Genomic DNA, 21,233 nt, shown 5'->3' with positions numbered 1-21,233 from the left:
TTTGATACAAAAAATGACCCGGAGTTAGACAAATGCTTGCAAGATTTCACTCAACAAGTAATTGTCTTATTCCGGGTCATGCCTGATCGAATCAGTGACATTCCTTTAATTAAGTACATGATACAAGATAAAACGCTTTCTGTCAACGCTGATTTTCTAGCTAAATTTGTTGTTTTATCGCTTAATTAGTCCTTTTATCCTGCAAGAAAAACGATACTCCAAACAAAAAAGAAGTATTTCCGTTTTTCCACTCCACAAGTTATCCCACCCTTATACACAAGTTATACACAAATATTATCCACATATCCACAGCCCTATTCGCTATTTTGTGTCCGAACATATATTCCATACAATATATATGCTCACTTATTTTCACTATCCACAGGTTATCCACAAGTGTATTTTAGTACTATTTTAGCCCATTATTATTCCCGAAAATCGTGCTAAACAATTCTCCCACAGTAGCTCTCACGTATTTCTTTTTTTAGTAAAGTTATTTTTGCTTTCACATTTCCGCCACATTATTTGACGGATTGTGGATAAATGGCTTTCTATCCACATTTTTCTTTTTTGTCCCATATTTTCACAAAAAATACGTTTTTTTCAAAAATAAATCTGTATTTATTAATCAAATTATCAAAATTGTTCTTTTCCACAAGATATTCACTGCTTATACACAGGTTATCCACAGAACTTATCCACATATCCACAAATCACATCCATATTTAGTAGCCGAATTTACGTTCTCTACTATATCTATATCCGAAAAAAATCACTATACACAGCTTTTCCACACCAAAAAAGCCACCCTCTTTTTCAAGAGAATGGCTTTTCACTCATCATGTCGTTGTTTTTGCTGCTTCTAATTGAATATCTGATGTTTTTTCTTTCCCATCACGGTAGTATTTCACTTTGACTTTATCGCCAATTTTTACATCATTACCATATAAGATTTTGCGTAATGTCATGGAATTTGTTACTTTTTCGCCATTTAATTCCACGATAACGTCATATTGTTTTAGACCTGCTTTATCTGCTGCAGAGCCAGATACGACTTGTTGAACCATTGCGCCATAATCAACGCCGTCTGGTAATTTCAAGACATTTTTTTGTTGTGTTTCTGGAATAGTATCCACATCACGTAAGGAAACGCCAAGTGATGGACGTTCTACTTCACCTTTTGTTTCTAATTGTTCGATGATTGGTTCTACTGTGTTACTTGGAATCGCAAAGCTGATGCCTTCTACGTTTTCCATCGAAATTTTCATGGAATTGATCCCAATTACTTGTCCTTCGATATTAATTAAAGCTCCACCACTATTACCTGGGTTGATTGCTGCGTCTGTTTGGATAACGTCTGCTTCCCAGTCCTCTGTTCCATCACCATTAGTATCAACTGGCACGGCACGATTTAAGCCGGAAATGATACCTTGTGTTACAGAACCAGAAAATTCTGTTCCAAGCGGACTACCAATGGCAATTGCTGGTTCTCCTAATTTTAATGCATCAGAGTCGCCAAATGCTGCAACTGTGCTCACGTTTTTATCATCAATTTCAAGAACAGCTAAATCGTTCCATTCGTCTGTTCCAAGTAATTTTGCTTCTGATTTTTTACCGTTTGTGAAAGTTACTTCTAATTTATTGGCATCAGCTACTACGTGATTGTTTGTTACGATGTATGCTTTACCATTAGCTTTTTTATAAATCACGCCTGATCCAGATGAAGCTTCTTGTTCAGATGTAGTTGTTCCATCAAGAGATGAAGATGATTGGTAATTTAATACACTCACTACCGCATCTTGAACTTTGTCTACTGCTTTGGTCACATCTGAAGTCGTATTAACGGTTACTTTTTCCACTTTGCCAGATTTATTTTCGGTTGTATTATTCGCTGTATCTGCGTTGTCACCGTTGTTCCAACCAACAAAGAAAATAATTAATCCGCCAATAATAACTCCGATAAGCGCTGTTAAAAAATATCCTACAAAATGTTTTCCGCGTTTAGGTGGCTGTCCATTCCCGTTACCACTTCCGCTCGGTGTTACACGATTAGGCGGTACTCCCCCGCCAGCATTTCCAGCACGTCTTGGTCCTGGTGCTGGTCTGGTAGGTTCCTTACTTGCTTCTTCAAAAAAAGCATTCGTAGAGCTTGCTTCAGCGACTTCTTCTGTCGCGCCAGCAAACTTTTCTCCTTCTGGTGTCACGCCTTCCACGATAGGAGATTCTTGGACTGGCTGCGGGTTCTCAGCTGTATGTAAAGTATCCTCGACCTCTTTTTTTGGCGTGCTTTCATTTTCTGTGTTTTCATTTAAATCTTTCTCTTTCTCGTCCATGTCTTCCTTCCTCTCTGCAAATTTCGCATTTATATACTTCATAGTAACCCACAAATATGAAAAAAAGATGAAAAAGCTTTAACAAATTGGTGAAACTTAAATGGTGAAGATAGAAGTAGCAGTTTCTGGGTCAGTATCAAAAATCTCCAGTTTTCCGCCTACGTCAATTCCTTCTGCCAGCAGTGTCTGAGTTACGCTCATTCTTGCAAGTTCTTTCATATTGTTGTCTTTACTAAGATGTCCTAAATAAATTCGTTTCGTTTGATCAGTAATAACTTCACTCATTGCGATTGCTGCATCCTCATTACTCACATGGCCCTCATCTCCAAGAATTCTGCGTTTAACATTCCAAGGATAGCGTCCCATTCGGAGCATTTCTACATCATGATTGCTTTCAAAAAGATAGGCATCAGCTCCTGCAATATGCCCTTTCATGCGATCACTTACATATCCTGTGTCAGTTATCATTACGAACTTTTTATTCCCTTTATGAAATATGTAAAACATCGGCTCAATCGCGTCATGTGATACACCAAAGGATTCTACTTGCATACTACCAAAAGATTTTACTGTTTCCATGTCAAATTGGAATTTTTGGTCAGACGAAACTTCACCAATCATACTGTCCATTGCTTTCCATGTTTTTGCATTAGCATATATTGGTAATTTATATTTACGAGCAAGTACACCCAAACCTTTGATATGGTCGGAATGCTCATGTGTTATTAAAATCGCATCAAGGTCGCTCATTTCTCTACCAACTTGAGCAAACAATCCTTCCATTTTCTTCCCACTTAAACCGCAGTCTACGAGAATTTTTTGGTCGCCTGTTTCGACAAGTGTAGCATTGCCTGAACTTCCACTAGCTAATATGCTAAATCGGATTTGTTCCGTGTCTTTTTCAGTTAGAATTTTATTTGCGAACATCTTTTATCCCCCTAAAGGCTTATATACCTTTCATTGTAACGCTAAATCGACAAAATTGCATGTGCTGTCACTTGAAAAAATCAACCTAATCTGACTCGCGATTAGGTTGATTACTATTTTATTTTACTTTTTGACGACTGGATAATTCACTTCCTGGTGCTGTTGTGGTTTGGTTCTCTGATTGATTAATTACTTGCTCGTCTTTTGCATTGACTAAGACATAACTAGTAGCGTCTGCATGTACCACTTCAAAACACCAAACAGGGAAGTAAACATTGCCTGATGGTAGTTGAACAGTAGTGTAATAGCCAAATGTTGCAGAAACCACATCACTATCTTGCTTTAATTCACCGTGTTGATAAATTACTTCTAAAGCATCTGTTGCTGACATCAAGTTTGTTTTTTCTTTTAAATCGTCTTGTTTAGCCATCCAAGTTTGTTCATAGGATACTACCTGGTCATCATTATCTAAATAGAACGTGATTTGTCCCGCTTCATCAAAAAGCACCATATTATTGTTAATTAATTGATTAAATGTTAACGTGTTAGCTTTTTTATCGTAGTTCCAAAACTTATACGATTCGCCTCGATATATTTCTGTTTCCATAAATTTTTTCAATTCGGCGTTATTCCCTTTTTTCCCAGCTTTTACTGGTGTTTGCAAAATCGAATAAATTTCTTTGTTGTTGTCTTTTAATGTGATAGCTTGCCCGGTTAAATCGCTAACATCTTTCGTAGTAAATGCAGCGCGTTCAGTCGTAAAAATGGCGCCACTAGTTGGTTTGCTTGAAAGGTCAGGATACGTTATATTATCTGCTTTCAACCGTTCTTCTAGCGTCTCGTTGCCGAGCGTGTCTGGATCATCTGATAATTGTTTATTGAAGAGAATCACTGCTAAAAATACATTTAAAATGAGTAGCGTAACAATAAAAATCAGTTGTGTTTTTCGCCAATCCATTATTATTCACCCTCCTTGTCTGACTGGAAGATGAACCATTTATTATGGTATTTATATAACCAAGTCGGTTCTAAAGTAACGATACGATTCATACCTGAAGATTCGCTTCTCGTCATGTGGTAACCAGGGACGATATCTTGAATATCCTCAGCCCTCACATTAGGATTATTGGATAGCTCTTCGTAAACTTCATAGGAAGATGGTAATGTTTCTTCTTTTTTCTCCCCAGGAACGTCCGTATCCAAGCGGAAAAATGGTCGCATATACTTGTACACTGCTTCAATTCCTTCTGTGACCGAAATATCTGCCATGCCATTTTCATTATAAACTTGAAGATTATCTACAAATAAACTAAAATTGGTCGTCCCACTTTCGCCGGTATATCCAGTGAAATAATACGATCCATCGCCAGTCCACCCAGCATGATCGTTAATAAAATTAAAGCTATCTTGAATTAATCCCGCTCGCTTCACACTACTTAAGTCTTCTGGATTCGTTCTTTCTTGAGATGGATTAACATACTCTAATACTTTATTTTCTGTATCCATTTCAATAACGCTCGATCCATCTGTGTAAGTATTCCCTTCACTTTTGATCGTACCAGAATCTTGGAAAAGTGCTGCTGTAAACTGATTTATTTCCAGTGAATCAATGATATATTTTTTTCGATTCAGCTTGGTTTTATCTGAACTAAGGAATAGATTATGCTTGTTTAAAATCAGCTTGTCGTTTTCTGTTAGTTTACTTTCACTCGCTTTGACAATTTTTTCGATCTTATCAATATCTTTATTTTGAAGTGAACTTTGGTAAATGTTATCTTGGTCGTCGTTTGCAAAATAAACGGAGTGTAAACCTGTATCTGTATTATTAATATCAAAAATTATCCGATTGAAGAAAGCTGATTCTAACCCCTCCCCTTCTACTTGGAAAATTTGAGCGAAAATAGAAAACGGAATATTGTTTGGATAGACGATTTCGATGGTGCCGTTTTTATGAATTAATTTCTCGTATTCTTCATTGTTCTTTTTGTTTGCAAGTACTACTTCCGAGAAACTAAATGATTTTCCTTGTGCGATTAGTTCGTTAAGCAAATCCGCATTTAAGCTTTGGTAATTTTTCCCATTTGCATTAACAGCCAGTTTGTATGGTCGGAAAACTTGTGAAGTAGTCATGGTTTTGTCAATCGTTGTTTTTTCTATTTCTTTAACATTAATCGCTTCATAATCAGGTTGTCCTTTCCAAATCAAGTAACTTAGGACTACGCTGAGTATGACTAAAATGGTTAATACAAATGAACGAAATCCTGTTTTTTTCATCATTCCCAATCATCCTCCGGTAAGTCACTGTATGGCAGGGTAAATTTAATAATGGTACCTTTAGTTTTATTGCGTTCTGCCCAAATTCGGCCACCATGTGCTTCGATAACTTCTCGAGCAATGGCAAGCCCTAACCCTGTTCCTCCCATTTCCCGTGAACGAGCTTTATCTACACGGAAAAAGCGATCGAATATCGTTGCTAAATCTTCTTCTGGCACACCAAGGCCTTCGTCAGCGATACTAACTTCGATTTCATTTTCATATTTTTTCAAGTAGAAGGAGATTCTACCGCCGTCTGGTGAATATTTATTCGCATTTGAAATGATGTTATCTAACACTTGCATTACTTTGTCTTCATCGATTTCAATAATAACTGGCTCTTTTGGAATATGACGTTTGAACATGATTGTTTCTTTTTTCATCATTTCAAAACGATCAATAATATGATTGAAGAAATCGGTGAAATTCACGAAACTTTTCTCTAAACGTTCTCTGCCACCATCCATTCTTGACAGTTTCAGTAAATCGTTTACTAGTCGAATCATTCGTTCTGTTTCATTTTGCGTTACTTCAAGGAAGCGTGGAGCGATTTCTTTATCTTCCCATGCGCCATCGCTTAATGCTTCTAAATAACTGTGCATACTAGTAAGTGGCGTTCTAAGTTCATGGGAAACGTTAGAAACGAAATCACGGCGTTCTTGGTCGACCTTTTCTTGATCAGTAATATCATGTAAAACAGCAATAACGCCATTATTAAATCCAGTTTCGCGCTGGATAACAGAGAAATTAGCGCGGAGAATGTATGGCTTGTCCGCAGTGCTTCGGTCCATTGTGAGCGATCCATCGACTTCCATTAAATCTTCAAATTGGAATTTATCACCTATATCTAAAACATCGATAATTGAGCGTCCATTCGCGCTTTCATGTTTGACACGCAGCATTTTTTCCGCAGGCGTGTTGATTAGAATAACTTTTCCACGACGGTCTGTAGCGATAACTCCATCTGTCATGTAAGCTAGCACAGATGATAATTTGCGCCGTTCGCCTTCTGTCATTGCTTGTACTTCTTGTACTCGCTTGGTTAAGGTGTTAAAGGAGTCAGCCAATTCACCTATTTCATCGACACCATACACTTTTACTTTGCGACTATAATTCCCGCGCGCCATTGCATAGGCTTGACGTTTCATTTCAATGATTGGTTTTGTGATAGTTCGCGAAAGCAAAATGCCTAGAACAGCTGTAATAATCATCGCGATTAGTGTCCCGGTAATAAAGATATTTGTAATGTCATCTACTTGTTTGTAGACACTCTCAATATCCGCGACAAGATAAATAGCCCCAATCACTTCGCCTTTGTTTTTGATTGAGGAAACATTCACCCAGACACGATTATTTTTATTAGACTCGTCTTTATAGATTTTATCTTCTGAGCTTGTGCCAAGTGATAGCGTACGTTTCACAAGTGGATCATTGCTTTTTTGCCCAACGATTCCTTGGTTATTTAAATTAGATGTACCGAGAATTTTCCCTTTTTCATCTACTATTCTAACTTCGATAATATTGCTACTTGCACGCGAATAGTCAACGAGTAGTTCGCGAATGTCGTTCTGTAACTTTACGGTATTATCGCTACTTTTCAGAATTTCTTCTCGAGCGTTATAATCGAGTAATGTGATACTATTTGTAATCGAATCTTGAAAATTCTTCTCCAGTTGTCCTTCCAGTTCACGAACAAAATAAGCCCCTATTACTTGCATCGCCACAATAATCAGAAGCAAATACATAATAACTAACTTAAATTGTACGGACTGAAAAAATCTCATTTTATGCATAAGTCTTTCTACTCCTATTCGGGGTAATATATTTAAATTAGTATACCATATGTTCAGGGGGAGACGTACGATTTTTAGTATTAATTAGGTCGATTTATTTATTAAAAAAGCATCAACTAATCGAATATACCCAAAAAAGCGGTCACCAAAGTTTTGACACTTCGATAACCGCTTATCAATACATGCTTATTCTTGTTCAGGGTTACGTAAATAATAGCCCACGCCGCGTCTTGTTACTAACCACGCTGGATGGCTTGGATTGTCTTCAATTTTTTCACGTAAACGACGAACGGTAACGTCTACAGTACGAACATCACCAAAGTAATCATAGCCCCAAACGGTTTGGAGTAAATGTTCTCTCGTCATTACTTGGCCCATGTGCTTTGCTAAATAATGAAGCAATTCAAATTCACGATGCGTAAGTTCAATTGTTTCACCACGTTTAGAAGCAACATATGCGTCAGGATGAATAATTAACGAACCAATTTCTAGTTCACTATTTTCTTCTTCCTCTGCCGCACTGGAGCTCACTTGACTATGACGACGTAAATTAGCTTTCACTCGGGCAATTAATTCACGATTACTGAAAGGCTTCGTTACATAATCATCTGCACCAAGTTCTAGACCGATAACTTTGTCAATTTCCGAGTCTTTTGCTGTGACCATAATAATTGGCATATCATATTTTTTACGAACTTCACGACATACCTCAATACCATCGCGACCAGGAAGCATAATATCTAGTAAAATCAAATCTGGTTGGACTTCTTCAACTAGTTCTAATGCTTCATCGCCATCATAGGCGCAATATACATCAAATCCTTCTTTATTTAGATTAAATTTAACTATATCCGCAATTGGTTTTTCATCATCTACTACAAGGATTTTCTTTTCTGCCATTAGTTTACAGTCCTCTCATTCATGGATTTTGCCGGTTTTTACCGGGACAGATAGTTTAGTTTCATGCATATTTTTCAAAGTAATTATGTTCATTTCAGTGAGTCTTTTTTGAACCATCACAAATAAGAAATAGACCCACTTAACTAAGTATAACACATACGGTTAATTATCTGAATTATTACAGGCTATTTTCTCTTTTTGCTACTTTTAACTTTGTGGAACTTTATCAAAAAGGTGCAATTTGGAAATTCGGGTAACTGCCTCTTCTAAACGTGCTTCATCCATTAATAGACCCACTCGAACATACCCCTCGCCAAATTCCCCAAAACCACTACCATCTGCAACTGCAACGCTCACTTCTTCTAATAAATAGTCCGCAAAACGACTACTAGTGAAGGCTTCTGGAACTGGCATCCAAGCAAAGAATGAACCAGCTGGAGCAATTGCTTGCCAGCCAATTTTTTCGCAAGCAGTAATAAAAGCATTTCGCCTTTTTTGATAACGATTATTCAATTCGCTGACGCATGTTTGGTCGCCTGTTAGAGCTTCGATTGCTGCATCTTGAATTCCCGGGAATAAACTTACATACATATGATCTTGAATAAGGTTGATTGCTTCGATAACGTCTTTATTTCCAACTGCAAAACCAACTCGCCATCCTGCCATGTTGTATGTTTTTGAGAGTGTATATAATTCAATTCCAACTTCTTTTGCGCCAGGTGTTTGCAGGAAACTAATTGGCTTTTTACCGTCAAAACCAATCCCACCATAAGCAAAATCGTGAGCAACGGTTATATTATTTTCTTTAGCGAAGGCGACTGTTTCTTCAAAGAAATCAGCTGTTGCAATCGCGCCAGTTGGATTATTAGGATAGTTTAAATACATTAATTCCGCTTTTTCGGCAACATCTGTAGGAATTTTAGTGAAATCTGGCAAAAAGTTATTTTCCGCAATGAGTGGCATTGTTTCAAACTGTACTTCTCCTAACACGACACCAGACAAGTAATCAGGATAGCCTGGATCTGGTAAAAGCATGACATCACCAGGATCCATGACGCATATTGGTAACTCGACTAAGCCTGTTTTCGTCCCAAATAAAATCGCTACTTCGGTTGCAGGATCAAGAGTTACATTATATTCACGTGCATAAAAATCTGCCGCCGCTTTTTTTAATTCATGTTTACCGCGAAATAAAGAATACTTATGATTTCCGGGTTTTTCAGAAGCAGTTTTAAGTGCCTCTACAATATGCGCAGGTGTTGGCTGATCAGGATTTCCTTGACCTAAGTTAATAACATCATGACCTGCCGCTACTTTCTTGCCCACTTTTTCCACTAAACTAGAAAAAAACTGATCTGGTAAATTTTGCAAGCGTTTGGAAATTTTCATTTTTGCACCTGTCCTTTACAAGTTTCATTGATTAAAATAGTAAAGTTTTCTGAAGTATTTGTCCAGTCTGATTTTTTAAAACAGAAAAAACCATTGACAAATCACAGCAAAATGCGTATATTTTTAACTAACAGGTTTTTCTAAATATTTTCTCTTATCGAGAGCGGCAGAGGGACTGGCCCGATGAAGCCCGGCAACCTAACTTTATTTAAGCGTAAAGTGAAGGTGCTAATTCCAGCAAAACGTTTTTTCGTTTTGGTAGATAAGAGGAGCTGGATATGTTCGACTTTCCACTTCTCTATTCTAAATAGAGAAGTTTTTTTATTGCTTTTATGAATAAATCTGGATAAATAATCAACATACTAGGGAGGAAAAAAGATGAAAAAATTAACAAAAGGGTTAGGAATTTTACTTGCATCAAGCCTTATTTTAGGATTAGCAGCATGCGGAGGAGGCAGCGATGATAAAGCCTTAAGCACGAAAGAAATAACGATTGGAACTACTGCTGGACCACACCAACAAATCGCTGAAGAAGTTCAAAAACTAGCAAAAAAAGATGGACTAGAAATCAAAATCAAAACATTTGATGATTATAATACACCAAATACAGCTTTAAATGATGGTGACTTGGATGCTAACAACTACCAAACGATTCCATTTTTAGAGCAACAAAAGAAAGATAAAGGCTACAAACTAGATGTCGCTTTTAAAACAGTTGCCTTCCCAATGGGGATTTACTCCAACGACATTAAAGATTTAAAAGAGCTGAAAAAAGGCGACAAAATTGCCGTTCCAAATGATCCTAGTAACGAATATCGAGGTCTAAAATTGTTTGAAGATGCTGGTATCATTAAACTAAAAGATGGCGTGGAAGAAAAAGCAACGAAAAAAGATATTGCCGAAAATCCATTAGATCTTGAAATTGTTGAACTAGAAGCTTCTCAAATCCCTGCACAATTAGATGAAGTGGCAGCCGCAGCTATCAATACTAACTTTGCAATGGGCGCTGGACTTTCTATTAATAAAGACGCAATTTACCACGAACCAACGAAAGACAATCCATATCCAAATGTATTTGTTGTCCGTACTGAAAACAAAGATGATGAAGTCGTAAAAACGTTAGAAAAATATTACCATTCTGATGATGTAAAAGCATTTATTGAAAAAGAATTTAATGGGTCTGTAGTACCTGCATTCTAGGGAGTTGTTTTAATTTGATTGAACTACATCAAGTATCAAAGACATTTAACGTTAATGGAAAAACGGTAGAAGCTGTTAAAAACGTATCTATCAAGGTCAAAAAAGGAGAAATTTTTGGCGTCGTTGGTTATAGTGGCGCTGGCAAAAGTACACTCGTTCGTTGCATCAATCTGCTTGAACGTCCAGACGCGGGCCAAGTTTTGATTGATGGCAAGAATCTGTCTACCCTTTCAAGTAAAGAGCTGCGCGTGGCTCGTCGCAAAATTGGGATGATTTTCCAAGGATACAATCTGCTTAAAACGGCTACCGTCTATGATAATATCGCTAAACCACTCCAACTGGAAGGTGTACCAAAGACGGAAATCGAGATACGTGTGAACAAATATTTATCGATTGTTGGCTTAGAGGATAAAAGAAATAACTATCCAAGCCAACTTTCTGGCGGTCAGAAACAGCGTGTGGCGATTGCTCGCGCGCTTGCACATGAGCCAGAAATTTTGCTTAGCGATGAAGCAACAAGCGCACTTGATCCGGAAACGACCGAAGCAATTTTACAACTATTACTTAAAATTAACGCTGAACTAGGCATCACGATTTTCTTAATTACACACGAGCTTGATGTGATTCAACGCATTTGTGACCATGTTGCCGTTATGGAAAATGGGCATTTGGTCGAACAAGGCACTGTTTTAGATATTTTCACCCAAGCCAAACACGCGACTACCAAACGCTTTGTTGGTTCCGAAGCAAGTTTTGATATTCCACAAGATCTACTCGAAAAATATATCGCAACTGGAAAATTGGTATCCCTCCATTTCATTGGTGACGAAGCAGATGAACCAGCCCTTGCACTCGTTTCACGCAAATTTGATGTTTTGCCTAGTATTTTAGCTGGGGGAATTGATCATTTGAAAAATGGAACTCTCGGAAAACTGCTTGTCCATTTAAAAGGAGACGAAATAGAATACAGTAAAGCAATTGCTTATTTAAAAGAATCTGGTGTTGTTGTTGAGGAGGTCGAGTTACTATGAGTTCATTTTTTGAAGAATGGGGACCGATTCTCTGGCAGGGATTTTTAGAAACTTTGACAATGACAGGGATTACGCTTGTTATTGCCTTAGCTATTGGTCTACCTCTTGGCGTATTTTTAATTTTAACGCGTAAAGGCGGACAATCAGAAAATCTAGTTGTCTATAGTATTTTGAACTGGGTTATCAATATTTTACGTTCATTACCTTTTATCATTCTATTATTCTTAATGATTCCAGTAACACGTGCCGTTGTTGGAACTACTATTGGGATTCAAGGTGTGATTATGCCACTTGTTGTATTTACAGCACCTTATATTGCACGTTTAATGGAGTCCGCCCTACTTGAAGTAGATAAAGGGGTTATCGAAGCATATCAAGCAATGGGAATCTCCACACCAAAGATCATCTGGAGTGTTGTTATTCGTGAAGCACGGTCTGGTATCGTACTCGGTCTAACTATCGCTACGATTGGTTTAATTGGTGCAACAGCAATGGCCGGACTTGTTGGTGCTGGCGGACTAGGAACAATCGCCTACCAATATGGCTTCCAACGCTTCGAACCTACTGTCATGTACACAACCATTATTATATTGATTATTATGGTTCAAGCACTACAATCGTTTGGTAATTTCTTATCAAGACGTCTAAAAAAGGATTAATTCCATACTTAAAGCTTGGTGAAAAGTGGTCAAAAATAGACCGCTCACCAAGCTTATGTTATTTTTAAAAGAAAAAGGGAAAAGGGAGCGAACAAACATGTGGAAGTTGGCATTATGTCAAACGGATGTGGCTTTTAAATATCCAGATGCAAATTATGCGCGAATGGAAAAAGCTGTTGTCGAAGCAGCAAAAAATGGGGCAGATGTTGCAATTTTACCTGAAATGTGGAATACCGGCTATGCCTTAAGCGAATTATCTGGACTTGCCGATTTAAATGGGGAGCGCACAAAAGAGTTTTTAACAAACCTAGCTGAAAAACATCAAATTGCCATCATTGGTGGTTCAGTAGCGATTTCAGAAGGAAGTAAATTTTCAAATACGATGTACGCATTTGATCGTTATGGTGGTTTATTATCTTCCTATAAGAAGGTTCACTTATTCCAACTGATGAATGAGCATTTATTTATCGAAGCTGGTAATGATACCAATTTATTCAGACTAAATGATGTTTCTTGCGCTGGTTTTATATGTTATGACATCCGTTTTCCTGAATGGATACGGAAACATACTTCTGAAGGATCAGAAGTATTATTTATTTCTGCTCAGTGGCCGGCAGAACGAATTACCCAATGGAAACAGCTATTAATCGCACGGGCTATTGAAAACCAAGCTTTTATCGTTGCTGTAAACCGTGTAGGTGACGATCCACAAAATCATTTCAACGGTCACTCACTTGTTATTGATCCACTTGGAAATGTGGTTGCTCAAGCAGGCGAAGGAGAAGAAAACCTCTATGCCGAAATCGACTTAAGCCTTGTCGCTGAAACTAGAGGCATTATTCCTATTTTCACAGATAGACGTCCTGAGTTATACTAGAGAAGGGAAACTTGTTACACATTCTTAGTAAGACAAATAAAAATGCAAGGAGCCCTCAGAAATGAATACGATATTTAATTATCAGGAATTCATCCAACTCTCTCAAAAAGGTAATATTAGTTTTGAAAAAATTACTATTCCTAACCGTACACAATTAATTGATGAAGAAGGGCTTACCAAAGAACATGTTTATCTAATTATTGATGGATATGTTTCCACATCGTTAAGTCCAGATTCACCTAATATTTATACTATTTTAGGTAAAGGCTTATTTGTTAATTATTACAGTTTATTAGAAGAAAATATGCAAAAATTAACTTTCAAAACTATTTCCGAATGCGTGGTTTATAAATATTCCTTTAAAGATTTAGAGTATTTCCTTTCCATGTTTCCTGAAAATTTCGGTTTTCAATTTTTCATAATGAAGGAACTAACGAGGCATTCTTTTTTCAAAAGTCTGCTTAGTGATTGTATTCCAGCTGGTAAATTAGAGCTTTCTTTTGCTAATATTGCGAAATTCCACGGAACTATGATGGAACCAAATAGCGTGATACTTCCTAAAGAAATACGGACAAAAATTATCGCTGCATATAGTGGTCTTTCCAAGAGTAGTTTTTATAAACAACTTGCGATTTTAACAGAGCAAGGTAAAATCGAGAAAGTGGATAATTGTTGGGTTATTCATAATAAAGAATTGTATAATTGTGTGAAAAAAAGACCCACTATCACTCAATGATAACAAAAGACGTTTTCTAGTTAGCCTAGAAAGCGTCTTTTGTTATAGCTCATATAATATAACTTCTTGTTTGCTAAGTGATTTTTGTACATCAATAATTCGTTGGTTGCTAGAACCGCGGAATGCTAAGTTTGGATCGAATAGTTTTTGTTCAAAGCGACCATCTACCAAGACATCTATTAAGGACAATAATTCTAGTTTGTCTGGGGTTTCTTGCATCATTTCTTCCCAAGTGTAGCCTGTCCATGACCAAATATCTTTCGAATCCCCGTATGTCGTCCGGATTCGCTTCACAACGGATAGACATGTGGCGGTATTTAAGAACGGTTCCCCGCCAAGCAGCGTTAAGCCTTGAACACTTTCATGCCCAATATCTTTCAGAATATCGTCTTCTAGTTCTTTCGTGTAAGGTTTGCCGTATTTAAAAGATTGTGCGGCTTTATTGTAGCAACCTTCGCAGTGGAAAGGACATCCCGATACATACAAACTGCATCGTACACCCTCCCCGTCCACAAAGTTGAATGCTTTATAGTCAGCGATATAGCCTCTGGATAATTCGGTCGACTTCCATTCGCCAGGTTTTGGATTATTCACCTAAGTTCTCCATATGTTTTACTCGATTGCTAATTTCCACATGACGTCCATGAACCATTGGACGCTTCATTGGATTACCTAAATAGCCACATGTACGTTTTACGACATCCGCTTTTTCTGGATCGGTATTTCCACAACTAGGGCATTTAAATCCTTCTTCCGTCGGTACAAATTCTCCTTCAAAGTCACATTCATAGCATTTGTCGATTGGTGTATTTGTTCCAAGATAAGCTACACGGTCATAAGAGTAATCCCATACAGCCTCAAGTGCCTTCGTATTGTGTACCATTTTAGGATACTCACAGTAATGAATAAATCCGCCTGAACAAAATTCTGGATAATCTTTTTCAAAATCAATTTTTTCAAATGGTGTAATTTTTTTGCGTACATCATAATGGAATGAGTTTTGATAATAATCTTTGTCGGTGATGTCTTTGATTACACCATATTTTTCTTTGTCTAAACGATTAAAACGGTCTGTCAAACTTTCACTTGGAGTAGAGTAGACACTAAACCAATAGCCATACTCGTCTTTCCAGTTGTCTGCATATGCTTTTAATTCTTTGAGGATAGCTAATGTGAAGTCTTTTGCTTCTGCATCGCCTTCCCATTCGCCACCATAAAATACAGTTGCTGCTTCATAAAGCCCGATGTAACCAATCGAAATAGTTGAACGTTCTTTATTGAAAAGTTGATCAACCTCTTCTCCGTCTTGTAGTCGTTTGCCAAATGCGCCATATTTATATAAAATTGGTGCATTTTCTGGACGAGCTTGGCGCACACGGTTTAAACGGAAAAGTAGCGCATCTTTGACCGTTTTCATCCGGTCATGGAAAATTTCCCAAAAACGGTCTTTGTCCCCACCACTTTGGATAGCAATTCGTGGAATATTAAGTGTTACTACACCAAGATTGTTTCTTCCAGCATTTACATGTTCTCCGTTTTCGTTAGTCCAAGCAGGTAAGAACGAACGACAACCCATCGGAACTTTAAAATCACCTGTTAAACGAACGAGTGAATCATAATTCAGTACATCTGGATACATCCGCTTAGAGGAACATTCAAGTGCTAATTGTTTAATATCGTAGTTTGGATCAGCTGCATTCAGGTTGGTTCCACGACGAATCGAAAATACTAGCTTTGGAAAAATCGCTGTATGTTTGTCTTTCCCAACACCGCCAATCCGAACTTTTAGGATAGCCTTTTGGATTTCACGAGCAAACCAGTCTTTTCCAAGACCAAATCCTAGCGTTACAAAAGGTGTTTGTCCGTTACTTGTATACAACGTGTTGATTTCGTATTCAAGGCTTTGCATTGCATCATAAATATCTTTGCGCGTTTTTTCTTCTGCATAGCCTTCTTGTTTTTCTAGAACAACCCATTCTGCTGCATCTTTTTGATGTTTTTCAAAATTCAAGCGAGCATAGACAGATAATACTTCATCAATCCTATCTACGGAACAACCACCATACTGTGAGCTGGCAACGTTTGCGATGATTTGAGCAATTTGTGCGGTTGCTGTTTGGATAGACTTCGGACTTTCTACATTGGCATTACCAATTGTAAATCCTTTTGATAACATACTTTCAATATCAATTAAACAACAGTTCGTCATAGCGTGATACGGGCTGTAATCTAAATCGTGAAAATGAATTTCTCCTTTTAGATGAGCATTGGATACGTGTTTTGGCAGCATATATTTTAGGGCATAACTTTTGGCTACGGCGCCTGCTGTCAAATCTCGTTGGGTGTTAAATACCGTTGCATCTTTATTGGCATTTTCGTTGACGACTGTTTTGTCTTTTTGTAGTAATTTTTCTACGCTTTTGTGCATGTCTGTGATGTTCTCACGCTCATGGTCACGATCATGGCGATATTCTATGTAAGCCCTCGCAACATCTGGATACGTCGATTTCATTAAAGTATTTTCGACGCTATTCTGGATCTCATCGATGGTCATATCTGCCTTGTTAGGTAATTCACTTACAACCTCAAGCAAAACCTCTTCTAAAAAGGGTTCGTCCTCTAAATTAATTGCTTTCATAGATGCTTCAATCGCATTACGAATTTTAATTAAATCAAAACTTGCTTTACGGCCGTCCCTTTTTATTACCATTTGTTCATTAAGTTGTTCCACGTACATGATAATCCCCCACTAACTATATATTGTGCCTGCTTTAATAATATAACACAAGATGAAGATTTTTTATAATGATATCTGAGGATTTTTTTGAATTGGTACTAAAGAATTAATTAGCATGAAAATATTTCACATAAAAGGTCTTTTGTCACCTTTACAACTTTTTATTTTTTTGGTAGTTAGGCATGTTGCCCAATAGTTAAAAATTTTCTTTGTGCAATTTGCCATAGTTTTTGTAAAGCGTTTTCATATACAATGAACACAAGTTAAAAAATAGAAAGAGGCGAAGTTAGTTGGCACAATTATCACTAGAACATATTTATAAAATATATGACAACAAAGTAACAGCAGTATCTGATTTTAATTTAGAAATCGATGACAAAGAATTTATCGTTTTCGTTGGTCCATCTGGTTGTGGTAAATCTACTACTCTACGGATGATTGCCGGACTAGAAGAAATCTCTAAAGGCGAACTATCCATTGATGGTAAAGTAATGAATAATGTCGCACCAAAAGACCGCGACATCGCAATGGTATTCCAAAACTATGCGCTTTATCCGCATATGACTGTATATGATAACATGGCTTTCGGTTTAAAATTACGTAAAATGCCAAAAGACGCAATTAAAGAACGTGTAGAACATGCAGCAAATATTCTTGGTTTAACAGAATACTTAAAACGTAAACCAAGCGCACTTTCTGGTGGTCAACGTCAACGTGTTGCTTTAGGACGTGCAATCGTTCGTGATGCAAAAGTATTCTTAATGGATGAACCACTTTCCAACTTGGATGCAAAATTACGTGTGCAAATGCGTGCGGAAATTACAAAACTACACCAACAATTAGATACTACGATGATTTACGTTACCCATGACCAAACAGAAGCAATGACGATGGCCACTCGTATCGTTATCATGAAAGACGGCGTTATCCAACAAGTTGGTTCACCAAAACAAGTGTATGATCATCCAGTGAATATGTTCGTAGCTGGCTTTATTGGTAGCCCAGCGATGAACTTCTTTAAAGGTCGCTTAGATGGTTCTAACTTTATCGGTGATGATTTCACAATTGCCGTTCCAGAAGGAAAATTGAAACTTCTTAAAGACAGAGGATTTGATGGGAAAGATATCGTTTTCGGTATTCGTCCGGAAGATATCCATGATGAGCCTATCGTAATTGAAGCAAACCCAGGTTATACTTTCAAAGCAACTACTATCGTTGCCGAACTTACTGGTGCTGAATTTATGCTTCATAGCCGTGTTGGTACGCACGAATTCGTTGCTCGTGTGGATGCTCGCTCTGAACACCAACCAAATGAAGTACTTACACTTGCATTTGAAATGTCTAAATCTCACTTCTTTGATCCAGAAACAGAAGATAATTTGACAGACTAAAATACTTATAAAAAGCCAGCCGAATTTTGTCGGCTGGCTTGTCTTATTTTTCAAACGGAAACTTAATGCCCCATTGTGTTCTAACATCCGTCATAATCGCGATGACATCACTCGTTAACTCGGATGTTGTATTTTCTCCAGTTGTAATACTTTCTTCCATCGCGGCAATTTCGTATTCTAAAGCTTTATCCGTATCACCAGCCACAATTTCTTCCACTTTTCCTGTAATTGTATTAGTCACAGTTGCTCGGCTTGCACGCGGGTATTCATCCACAGTGATAAAACCTTCTTCACAAGCAACAATTCCACGTTTTGGCACTTTTGCTCGGAAAGAAAGCGACACGATTGCGAGTTCTTCCTCTTTATTCTTCAGCAGAATGCCAGATTGCTCATCCACGCCTGTTTCGAATTTTTTCATCGTTGTTAGCACTTCATCTGGTGCCCCGGTTAAAAAGTAGCGCGCGAAGCTTAATGCGTATGTACCAATATCAAGGAGTGCCCCGCCAGCTAAGTCCATATTGTAAAAACGGTTGCTTGGGTCTTTTTCTTTTGCACTTCCGAATGCGACTTGGATAAGTTTTAATTTACCAATTTCACCTGAATCAACAATTGCTCGTAATTTTTTATAAAGTGGCATGTGAAAAATCGTCATCGCTTCTTTAACAATTAAGCCTTTTTCTTTCGCAAGCGCACTTATTTCATCCAATTCGGTACTACTTACTGTAATCGCTTTTTCTGCAAGCACGTGCTTGCCATTTTGCAAACTTTTCATAATATATTCATAGTGATTGGAGTGCGGCGTTGCAATATAAACCACGTCTATCGCTGGTTCAGCAAGCATTTTATCAAAGTCATCGTAAACGTTTTTAATAGCATATTGTTCTGCAAACGCTTGACCTTTCTCCAAATTTCTAGCTCCTACTGCATAAATTGCACGGTCTAAACCTTTCATTCCCTCTGCAAATTGGTGCGCAATCGATCCAGGACCAAGAATTGCCCAGTTAAGTTTATTCATTGTAAAACTCCTTAGATTTATATTTTCAAATAAGCTCAGAAGTTATAAAAATATGTATAAAACTATTGTATCATAATAACTATTCGCTTTCGCACATGGTATACTTAGGGTATTAACTACAAAGGATGATTATATTTGACTAAAAATATTTAATTTGTTCCGATATTGATGGCACATTGTTGCATTCGGATCAAACCGTATCAGAAAAAACCCGTGATTTAATTCAAACACTCGAAAATGACGGACATATTTTCTCGATTTCCACCGGACGAATGTATCGTTCCGCGCGTGAAGTCGGCTTGCAAGTAAGCGATTCCGGTCACGTTATTGCTTCGAATGGTTCTTACGCAGCGATTCGCGATGAGCAACTGCTTAAAACCACTTTAGAAGAAAAAGCCATTCGCGATACGTATCATATTATGCGTGATTTTAACTTACCGTTATTTTTCTTTTCTACCAATACATTATTTTACACAAAAGAACCGCCGGCATTTTTTCAAAGTCTTGCTGACAAAAGTCGATTAGACACAGGCCATGATCGTTTTTCGCTCGTTTCGATTAATGATTCCAGCGCCTTTGATGAAAATTTGCACCAATTTTTGAATGCCATTGTTGTTGCCGAAGAAGACGCATCTCGCTTACCATCTGTTCGAACTGCTTTGAACGAAGCAAGCGGGATTCGCGTTCTTTCTTCTCATCATAATAATTTGGAAATCTTACCTGCTAATTCTGACAAAAAAAGCAGCTGTCGAAGCCCTTGGAAAACATTACAACATTCCACGTGAAAGAATAATTACTTTTGGCGATGGTGAGAACGACATCGGTATGCTAGAATATGCCGGCATTGGTGTTGCGATGAAAAACGCAAGCCACAATGTAAAAGCTGCAGCAAACAGCATTACAGACACAAATGAAGCAGACGGGGTTTACAAGTTTCTAAAAGAATTCATTTAATAGAAAAGAGGGAGAAGGATGAAAAAAGGAATTTATAAAGTTTTGCTAGCTTTTGTTTTAGTAACTGGATTATCGATTCCAAGCTCTATTCAAGCAGAAGCCGCCGCACCAAGCATTAAAGTGCACTTCATCGATGTTGGCCAAGGAGACGCTATTTATATCAAAGCGCCAAGTGGTGAAGACATTTTAATTGATGCAGGAAACAAAGGAAAAGGAAAAACCGTTGTTAACTATCTTAAAAAATTAAAAGTAAAAGATATCGAAATTATGATTGCTTCTCACCCAGATGCAGACAATATTGGTGGACTTCCAGAAGTAATGAATAGCATCAAAGTCAAAAGTCTTTATGCACCTAAATCCACGAATACTACTGCGGCATACAAAAATTTTGTAAATACGGCCAAAAAGAAAAAATTAGCCATCAAAAACGCTAAAGCTGGAGTAAAGCTACCTGTAAAAGGTGTTACCGCTCAATTTGTCGGTCCCGTTAAGTCCTACGGGAAAACCGATCGAAATAATTGGAGCGCTGTACTTCATCTAACTTATAAGAAAAATACTTTCCTTTTTACTGGTGACGCGCAAATAAAAGCAGAAAAAGATATGATTAAAGCAAAAAAGAAATTACGCGCTGATGTTTTAAAAGTAAGTACTCAAGGCTCCAAAAATGCCACTAGTTCCACTTTTGTCAACGTTGTAAAACCTAAATACGCTATTATTAGCGTCGGTAAAAACGGCTATGATCATCCAAACTCACAGACTGTTAAAACCTTAACGAAAGCAAGAACCAAAGTTTACCAAACTAATAAAAATAAAACCATCGTTGTAACAGGAAATGGTTCTTCATATAAAGTTGGTAAATAGTTCGCTGTTTTTTCCGTAGTAAAACCACTTTAAATAAGTCGATATTGTTAGCAATTTGATTCTTCAAACTCGGAAACAGCATTAAATAGGTGTTTCTCGCGGTCTAATTTTAGTAGT

General features: G+C 37.5%; 18 protein-coding genes, 1 pseudogene and 1 riboswitch. Of the genes and pseudogenes, 9 read left to right on the top strand and 10 right to left on the bottom strand.

Features of this window, described 5'->3' with window-relative positions:
• The first annotated feature begins 36 nt into the window (after positions 1-36).
• Positions 37-189 (top strand): hypothetical protein, encoded by a 153-nt coding sequence (locus CKV67_RS14575; protein ID WP_014091810.1) that lies wholly within the window; start codon positions 37-39, stop codon positions 187-189.
• A 650-nt stretch (positions 190-839) separates the two neighbouring features.
• Here CKV67_RS14575 and CKV67_RS01460 read toward each other — a convergent pair.
• The 7 genes from CKV67_RS01460 to CKV67_RS01430 all read right to left on the bottom strand — a co-directional run bounded on the left by CKV67_RS01460 (position 840) and on the right by CKV67_RS01430 (position 9,655).
• Positions 840-2,333: a S1C family serine protease gene (locus CKV67_RS01460; protein WP_014091809.1), complete on the bottom strand. Its 1,494-nt coding sequence runs from the start codon at positions 2,331-2,333 to the stop codon at positions 840-842.
• Positions 2,334-2,429: 96 nt separating this feature from the next.
• Positions 2,430-3,260, bottom strand: a complete 831-nt coding sequence (locus CKV67_RS01455; protein ID WP_025279727.1) for an MBL fold metallo-hydrolase — start codon at positions 3,258-3,260, stop codon at positions 2,430-2,432.
• 118 nt (positions 3,261-3,378) lie between these two features.
• The gene (locus CKV67_RS01450; protein WP_014091808.1) at positions 3,379-4,218 is read right to left on the bottom strand and encodes a two-component system regulatory protein YycI; all 840 of its coding nucleotides are present in this window, start codon (positions 4,216-4,218) and stop codon (positions 3,379-3,381) included.
• A 2-nt stretch (positions 4,219-4,220) separates the two neighbouring features.
• Positions 4,221-5,537, bottom strand: a complete 1,317-nt coding sequence (gene yycH / locus CKV67_RS01445) for a two-component system activity regulator YycH (protein WP_014091807.1) — start codon at positions 5,535-5,537, stop codon at positions 4,221-4,223.
• Positions 5,534-7,366, bottom strand: coding sequence for a cell wall metabolism sensor histidine kinase WalK (walK, locus tag CKV67_RS01440; RefSeq protein WP_025279726.1), 1,833 nt, complete (start codon positions 7,364-7,366; stop codon positions 5,534-5,536). The genes yycH and walK overlap by 4 nt, the downstream gene beginning before the upstream one ends.
• Before the next feature lie 186 nt (positions 7,367-7,552).
• Complete coding sequence (gene yycF, locus CKV67_RS01435; RefSeq protein WP_003729146.1) at positions 7,553-8,266, bottom strand: response regulator YycF; 714 nt, start codon at positions 8,264-8,266, stop codon at positions 7,553-7,555.
• Between the two features lie 207 nt (positions 8,267-8,473).
• Positions 8,474-9,655, bottom strand: coding sequence for a pyridoxal phosphate-dependent aminotransferase (locus tag CKV67_RS01430; protein ID WP_014091805.1), 1,182 nt, complete (start codon positions 9,653-9,655; stop codon positions 8,474-8,476).
• 151 nt (positions 9,656-9,806) lie between these two features.
• A riboswitch (SAM riboswitch) is annotated at positions 9,807-9,924 on the top strand.
• A gap of 109 nt (positions 9,925-10,033) precedes the next feature.
• On the opposite strand from CKV67_RS01430, the gene CKV67_RS01425 reads away from it, so the two are divergent.
• The 5 genes from CKV67_RS01425 to CKV67_RS01405 all read left to right on the top strand — a co-directional run bounded on the left by CKV67_RS01425 (position 10,034) and on the right by CKV67_RS01405 (position 14,158).
• Positions 10,034-10,855 carry a MetQ/NlpA family ABC transporter substrate-binding protein gene (locus tag CKV67_RS01425; protein ID WP_014091804.1) on the top strand — a complete coding sequence of 274 codons (822 nt, stop codon included), beginning with the start codon at positions 10,034-10,036 and terminating at the stop codon, positions 10,853-10,855.
• A 14-nt stretch (positions 10,856-10,869) separates the two neighbouring features.
• Complete coding sequence (locus CKV67_RS01420; protein WP_025279725.1) at positions 10,870-11,886, top strand: methionine ABC transporter ATP-binding protein; 1,017 nt, start codon at positions 10,870-10,872, stop codon at positions 11,884-11,886.
• Positions 11,883-12,545: a methionine ABC transporter permease gene (locus tag CKV67_RS01415; RefSeq protein ID WP_025279724.1), complete on the top strand. Its 663-nt coding sequence runs from the start codon at positions 11,883-11,885 to the stop codon at positions 12,543-12,545. The genes CKV67_RS01420 and CKV67_RS01415 overlap by 4 nt, the downstream gene beginning before the upstream one ends.
• A 97-nt stretch (positions 12,546-12,642) precedes the next feature.
• Positions 12,643-13,422 carry a carbon-nitrogen family hydrolase gene (locus CKV67_RS01410; protein ID WP_014091801.1) on the top strand — a complete coding sequence of 260 codons (780 nt, stop codon included), beginning with the start codon at positions 12,643-12,645 and terminating at the stop codon, positions 13,420-13,422.
• A 61-nt stretch (positions 13,423-13,483) separates the two neighbouring features.
• Entirely contained in the window at positions 13,484-14,158 is a 675-nt protein-coding gene (locus CKV67_RS01405) for a Crp/Fnr family transcriptional regulator (protein WP_014091800.1), read from the top strand.
• Positions 14,159-14,200: 42 nt separating this feature from the next.
• Here the strand turns inward: CKV67_RS01405 and nrdG are convergent, their stop codons facing one another.
• Together nrdG and nrdD are read right to left on the bottom strand one after the other, a co-directional pair.
• Positions 14,201-14,752, bottom strand: coding sequence for an anaerobic ribonucleoside-triphosphate reductase activating protein (nrdG, locus tag CKV67_RS01400; RefSeq protein WP_014091799.1), 552 nt, complete (start codon positions 14,750-14,752; stop codon positions 14,201-14,203).
• A complete protein-coding gene (gene nrdD / locus CKV67_RS01395) occupies positions 14,745-16,895 on the bottom strand; it encodes an anaerobic ribonucleoside-triphosphate reductase (protein WP_014091798.1) in 2,151 nt (716 codons plus the stop codon). The genes nrdG and nrdD overlap by 8 nt, the downstream gene beginning before the upstream one ends.
• Before the next feature lie 290 nt (positions 16,896-17,185).
• Between nrdD and CKV67_RS01390 the strand changes: the two genes are divergently transcribed.
• The gene (locus tag CKV67_RS01390) at positions 17,186-18,286 is read left to right on the top strand and encodes an ABC transporter ATP-binding protein (protein ID WP_012984774.1); all 1,101 of its coding nucleotides are present in this window, start codon (positions 17,186-17,188) and stop codon (positions 18,284-18,286) included.
• Positions 18,287-18,329: 43 nt separating this feature from the next.
• Here the strand turns inward: CKV67_RS01390 and CKV67_RS01385 are convergent, their stop codons facing one another.
• Complete coding sequence (locus CKV67_RS01385; RefSeq protein WP_025279723.1) at positions 18,330-19,301, bottom strand: Gfo/Idh/MocA family protein; 972 nt, start codon at positions 19,299-19,301, stop codon at positions 18,330-18,332.
• A 152-nt stretch (positions 19,302-19,453) separates the two neighbouring features.
• Between CKV67_RS01385 and CKV67_RS01380 the strand changes: the two are divergent.
• Positions 19,454-20,255, top strand: a pseudogene (locus tag CKV67_RS01380) (HAD family hydrolase).
• A gap of 18 nt (positions 20,256-20,273) precedes the next feature.
• Positions 20,274-21,116 carry a ComEC/Rec2 family competence protein gene (locus tag CKV67_RS01375; protein WP_025279722.1) on the top strand — a complete coding sequence of 281 codons (843 nt, stop codon included), beginning with the start codon at positions 20,274-20,276 and terminating at the stop codon, positions 21,114-21,116.
• Positions 21,117-21,233 lie beyond the last annotated feature (117 nt).

It is taken from the genome of Listeria ivanovii subsp. ivanovii (genome assembly GCF_900187025.1).
Lineage (GTDB): Bacteria > Bacillota > Bacilli > Lactobacillales > Listeriaceae > Listeria > Listeria ivanovii.
Note: the sequence above shows the minus strand (reverse complement) of the source record. Positions and strands in the feature narration are given on the sequence as shown.

Coding starts and splice junctions, on each gene's coding strand:
- CKV67_RS01460 (WP_014091809.1), bottom strand. CDS start 2,333: ATGGACGAGAAAGAGAAAGATTTAAATGAAAACACAGAAAATGAAAGC.
- CKV67_RS01455 (WP_025279727.1), bottom strand. CDS start 3,260: ATGTTCGCAAATAAAATTCTAACTGAAAAAGACACGGAACAAATCCGA.
- CKV67_RS01450 (WP_014091808.1), bottom strand. CDS start 4,218: ATGGATTGGCGAAAAACACAACTGATTTTTATTGTTACGCTACTCATT.
- yycH (WP_014091807.1), bottom strand. CDS start 5,537: ATGATGAAAAAAACAGGATTTCGTTCATTTGTATTAACCATTTTAGTC.
- walK (WP_025279726.1), bottom strand. CDS start 7,366: ATGCATAAAATGAGATTTTTTCAGTCCGTACAATTTAAGTTAGTTATT.
- yycF (WP_003729146.1), bottom strand. CDS start 8,266: ATGGCAGAAAAGAAAATCCTTGTAGTAGATGATGAAAAACCAATTGCG.
- CKV67_RS01430 (WP_014091805.1), bottom strand. CDS start 9,655: ATGAAAATTTCCAAACGCTTGCAAAATTTACCAGATCAGTTTTTTTCT.
- CKV67_RS01425 (WP_014091804.1), top strand. CDS start 10,034: ATGAAAAAATTAACAAAAGGGTTAGGAATTTTACTTGCATCAAGCCTT.
- CKV67_RS01415 (WP_025279724.1), top strand. CDS start 11,883: ATGAGTTCATTTTTTGAAGAATGGGGACCGATTCTCTGGCAGGGATTT.
- CKV67_RS01410 (WP_014091801.1), top strand. CDS start 12,643: ATGTGGAAGTTGGCATTATGTCAAACGGATGTGGCTTTTAAATATCCA.
- CKV67_RS01405 (WP_014091800.1), top strand. CDS start 13,484: ATGAATACGATATTTAATTATCAGGAATTCATCCAACTCTCTCAAAAA.
- nrdD (WP_014091798.1), bottom strand. CDS start 16,895: ATGTACGTGGAACAACTTAATGAACAAATGGTAATAAAAAGGGACGGC.
- CKV67_RS01385 (WP_025279723.1), bottom strand. CDS start 19,301: ATGAATAAACTTAACTGGGCAATTCTTGGTCCTGGATCGATTGCGCAC.
- CKV67_RS01375 (WP_025279722.1), top strand. CDS start 20,274: ATGAAAAAAGGAATTTATAAAGTTTTGCTAGCTTTTGTTTTAGTAACT.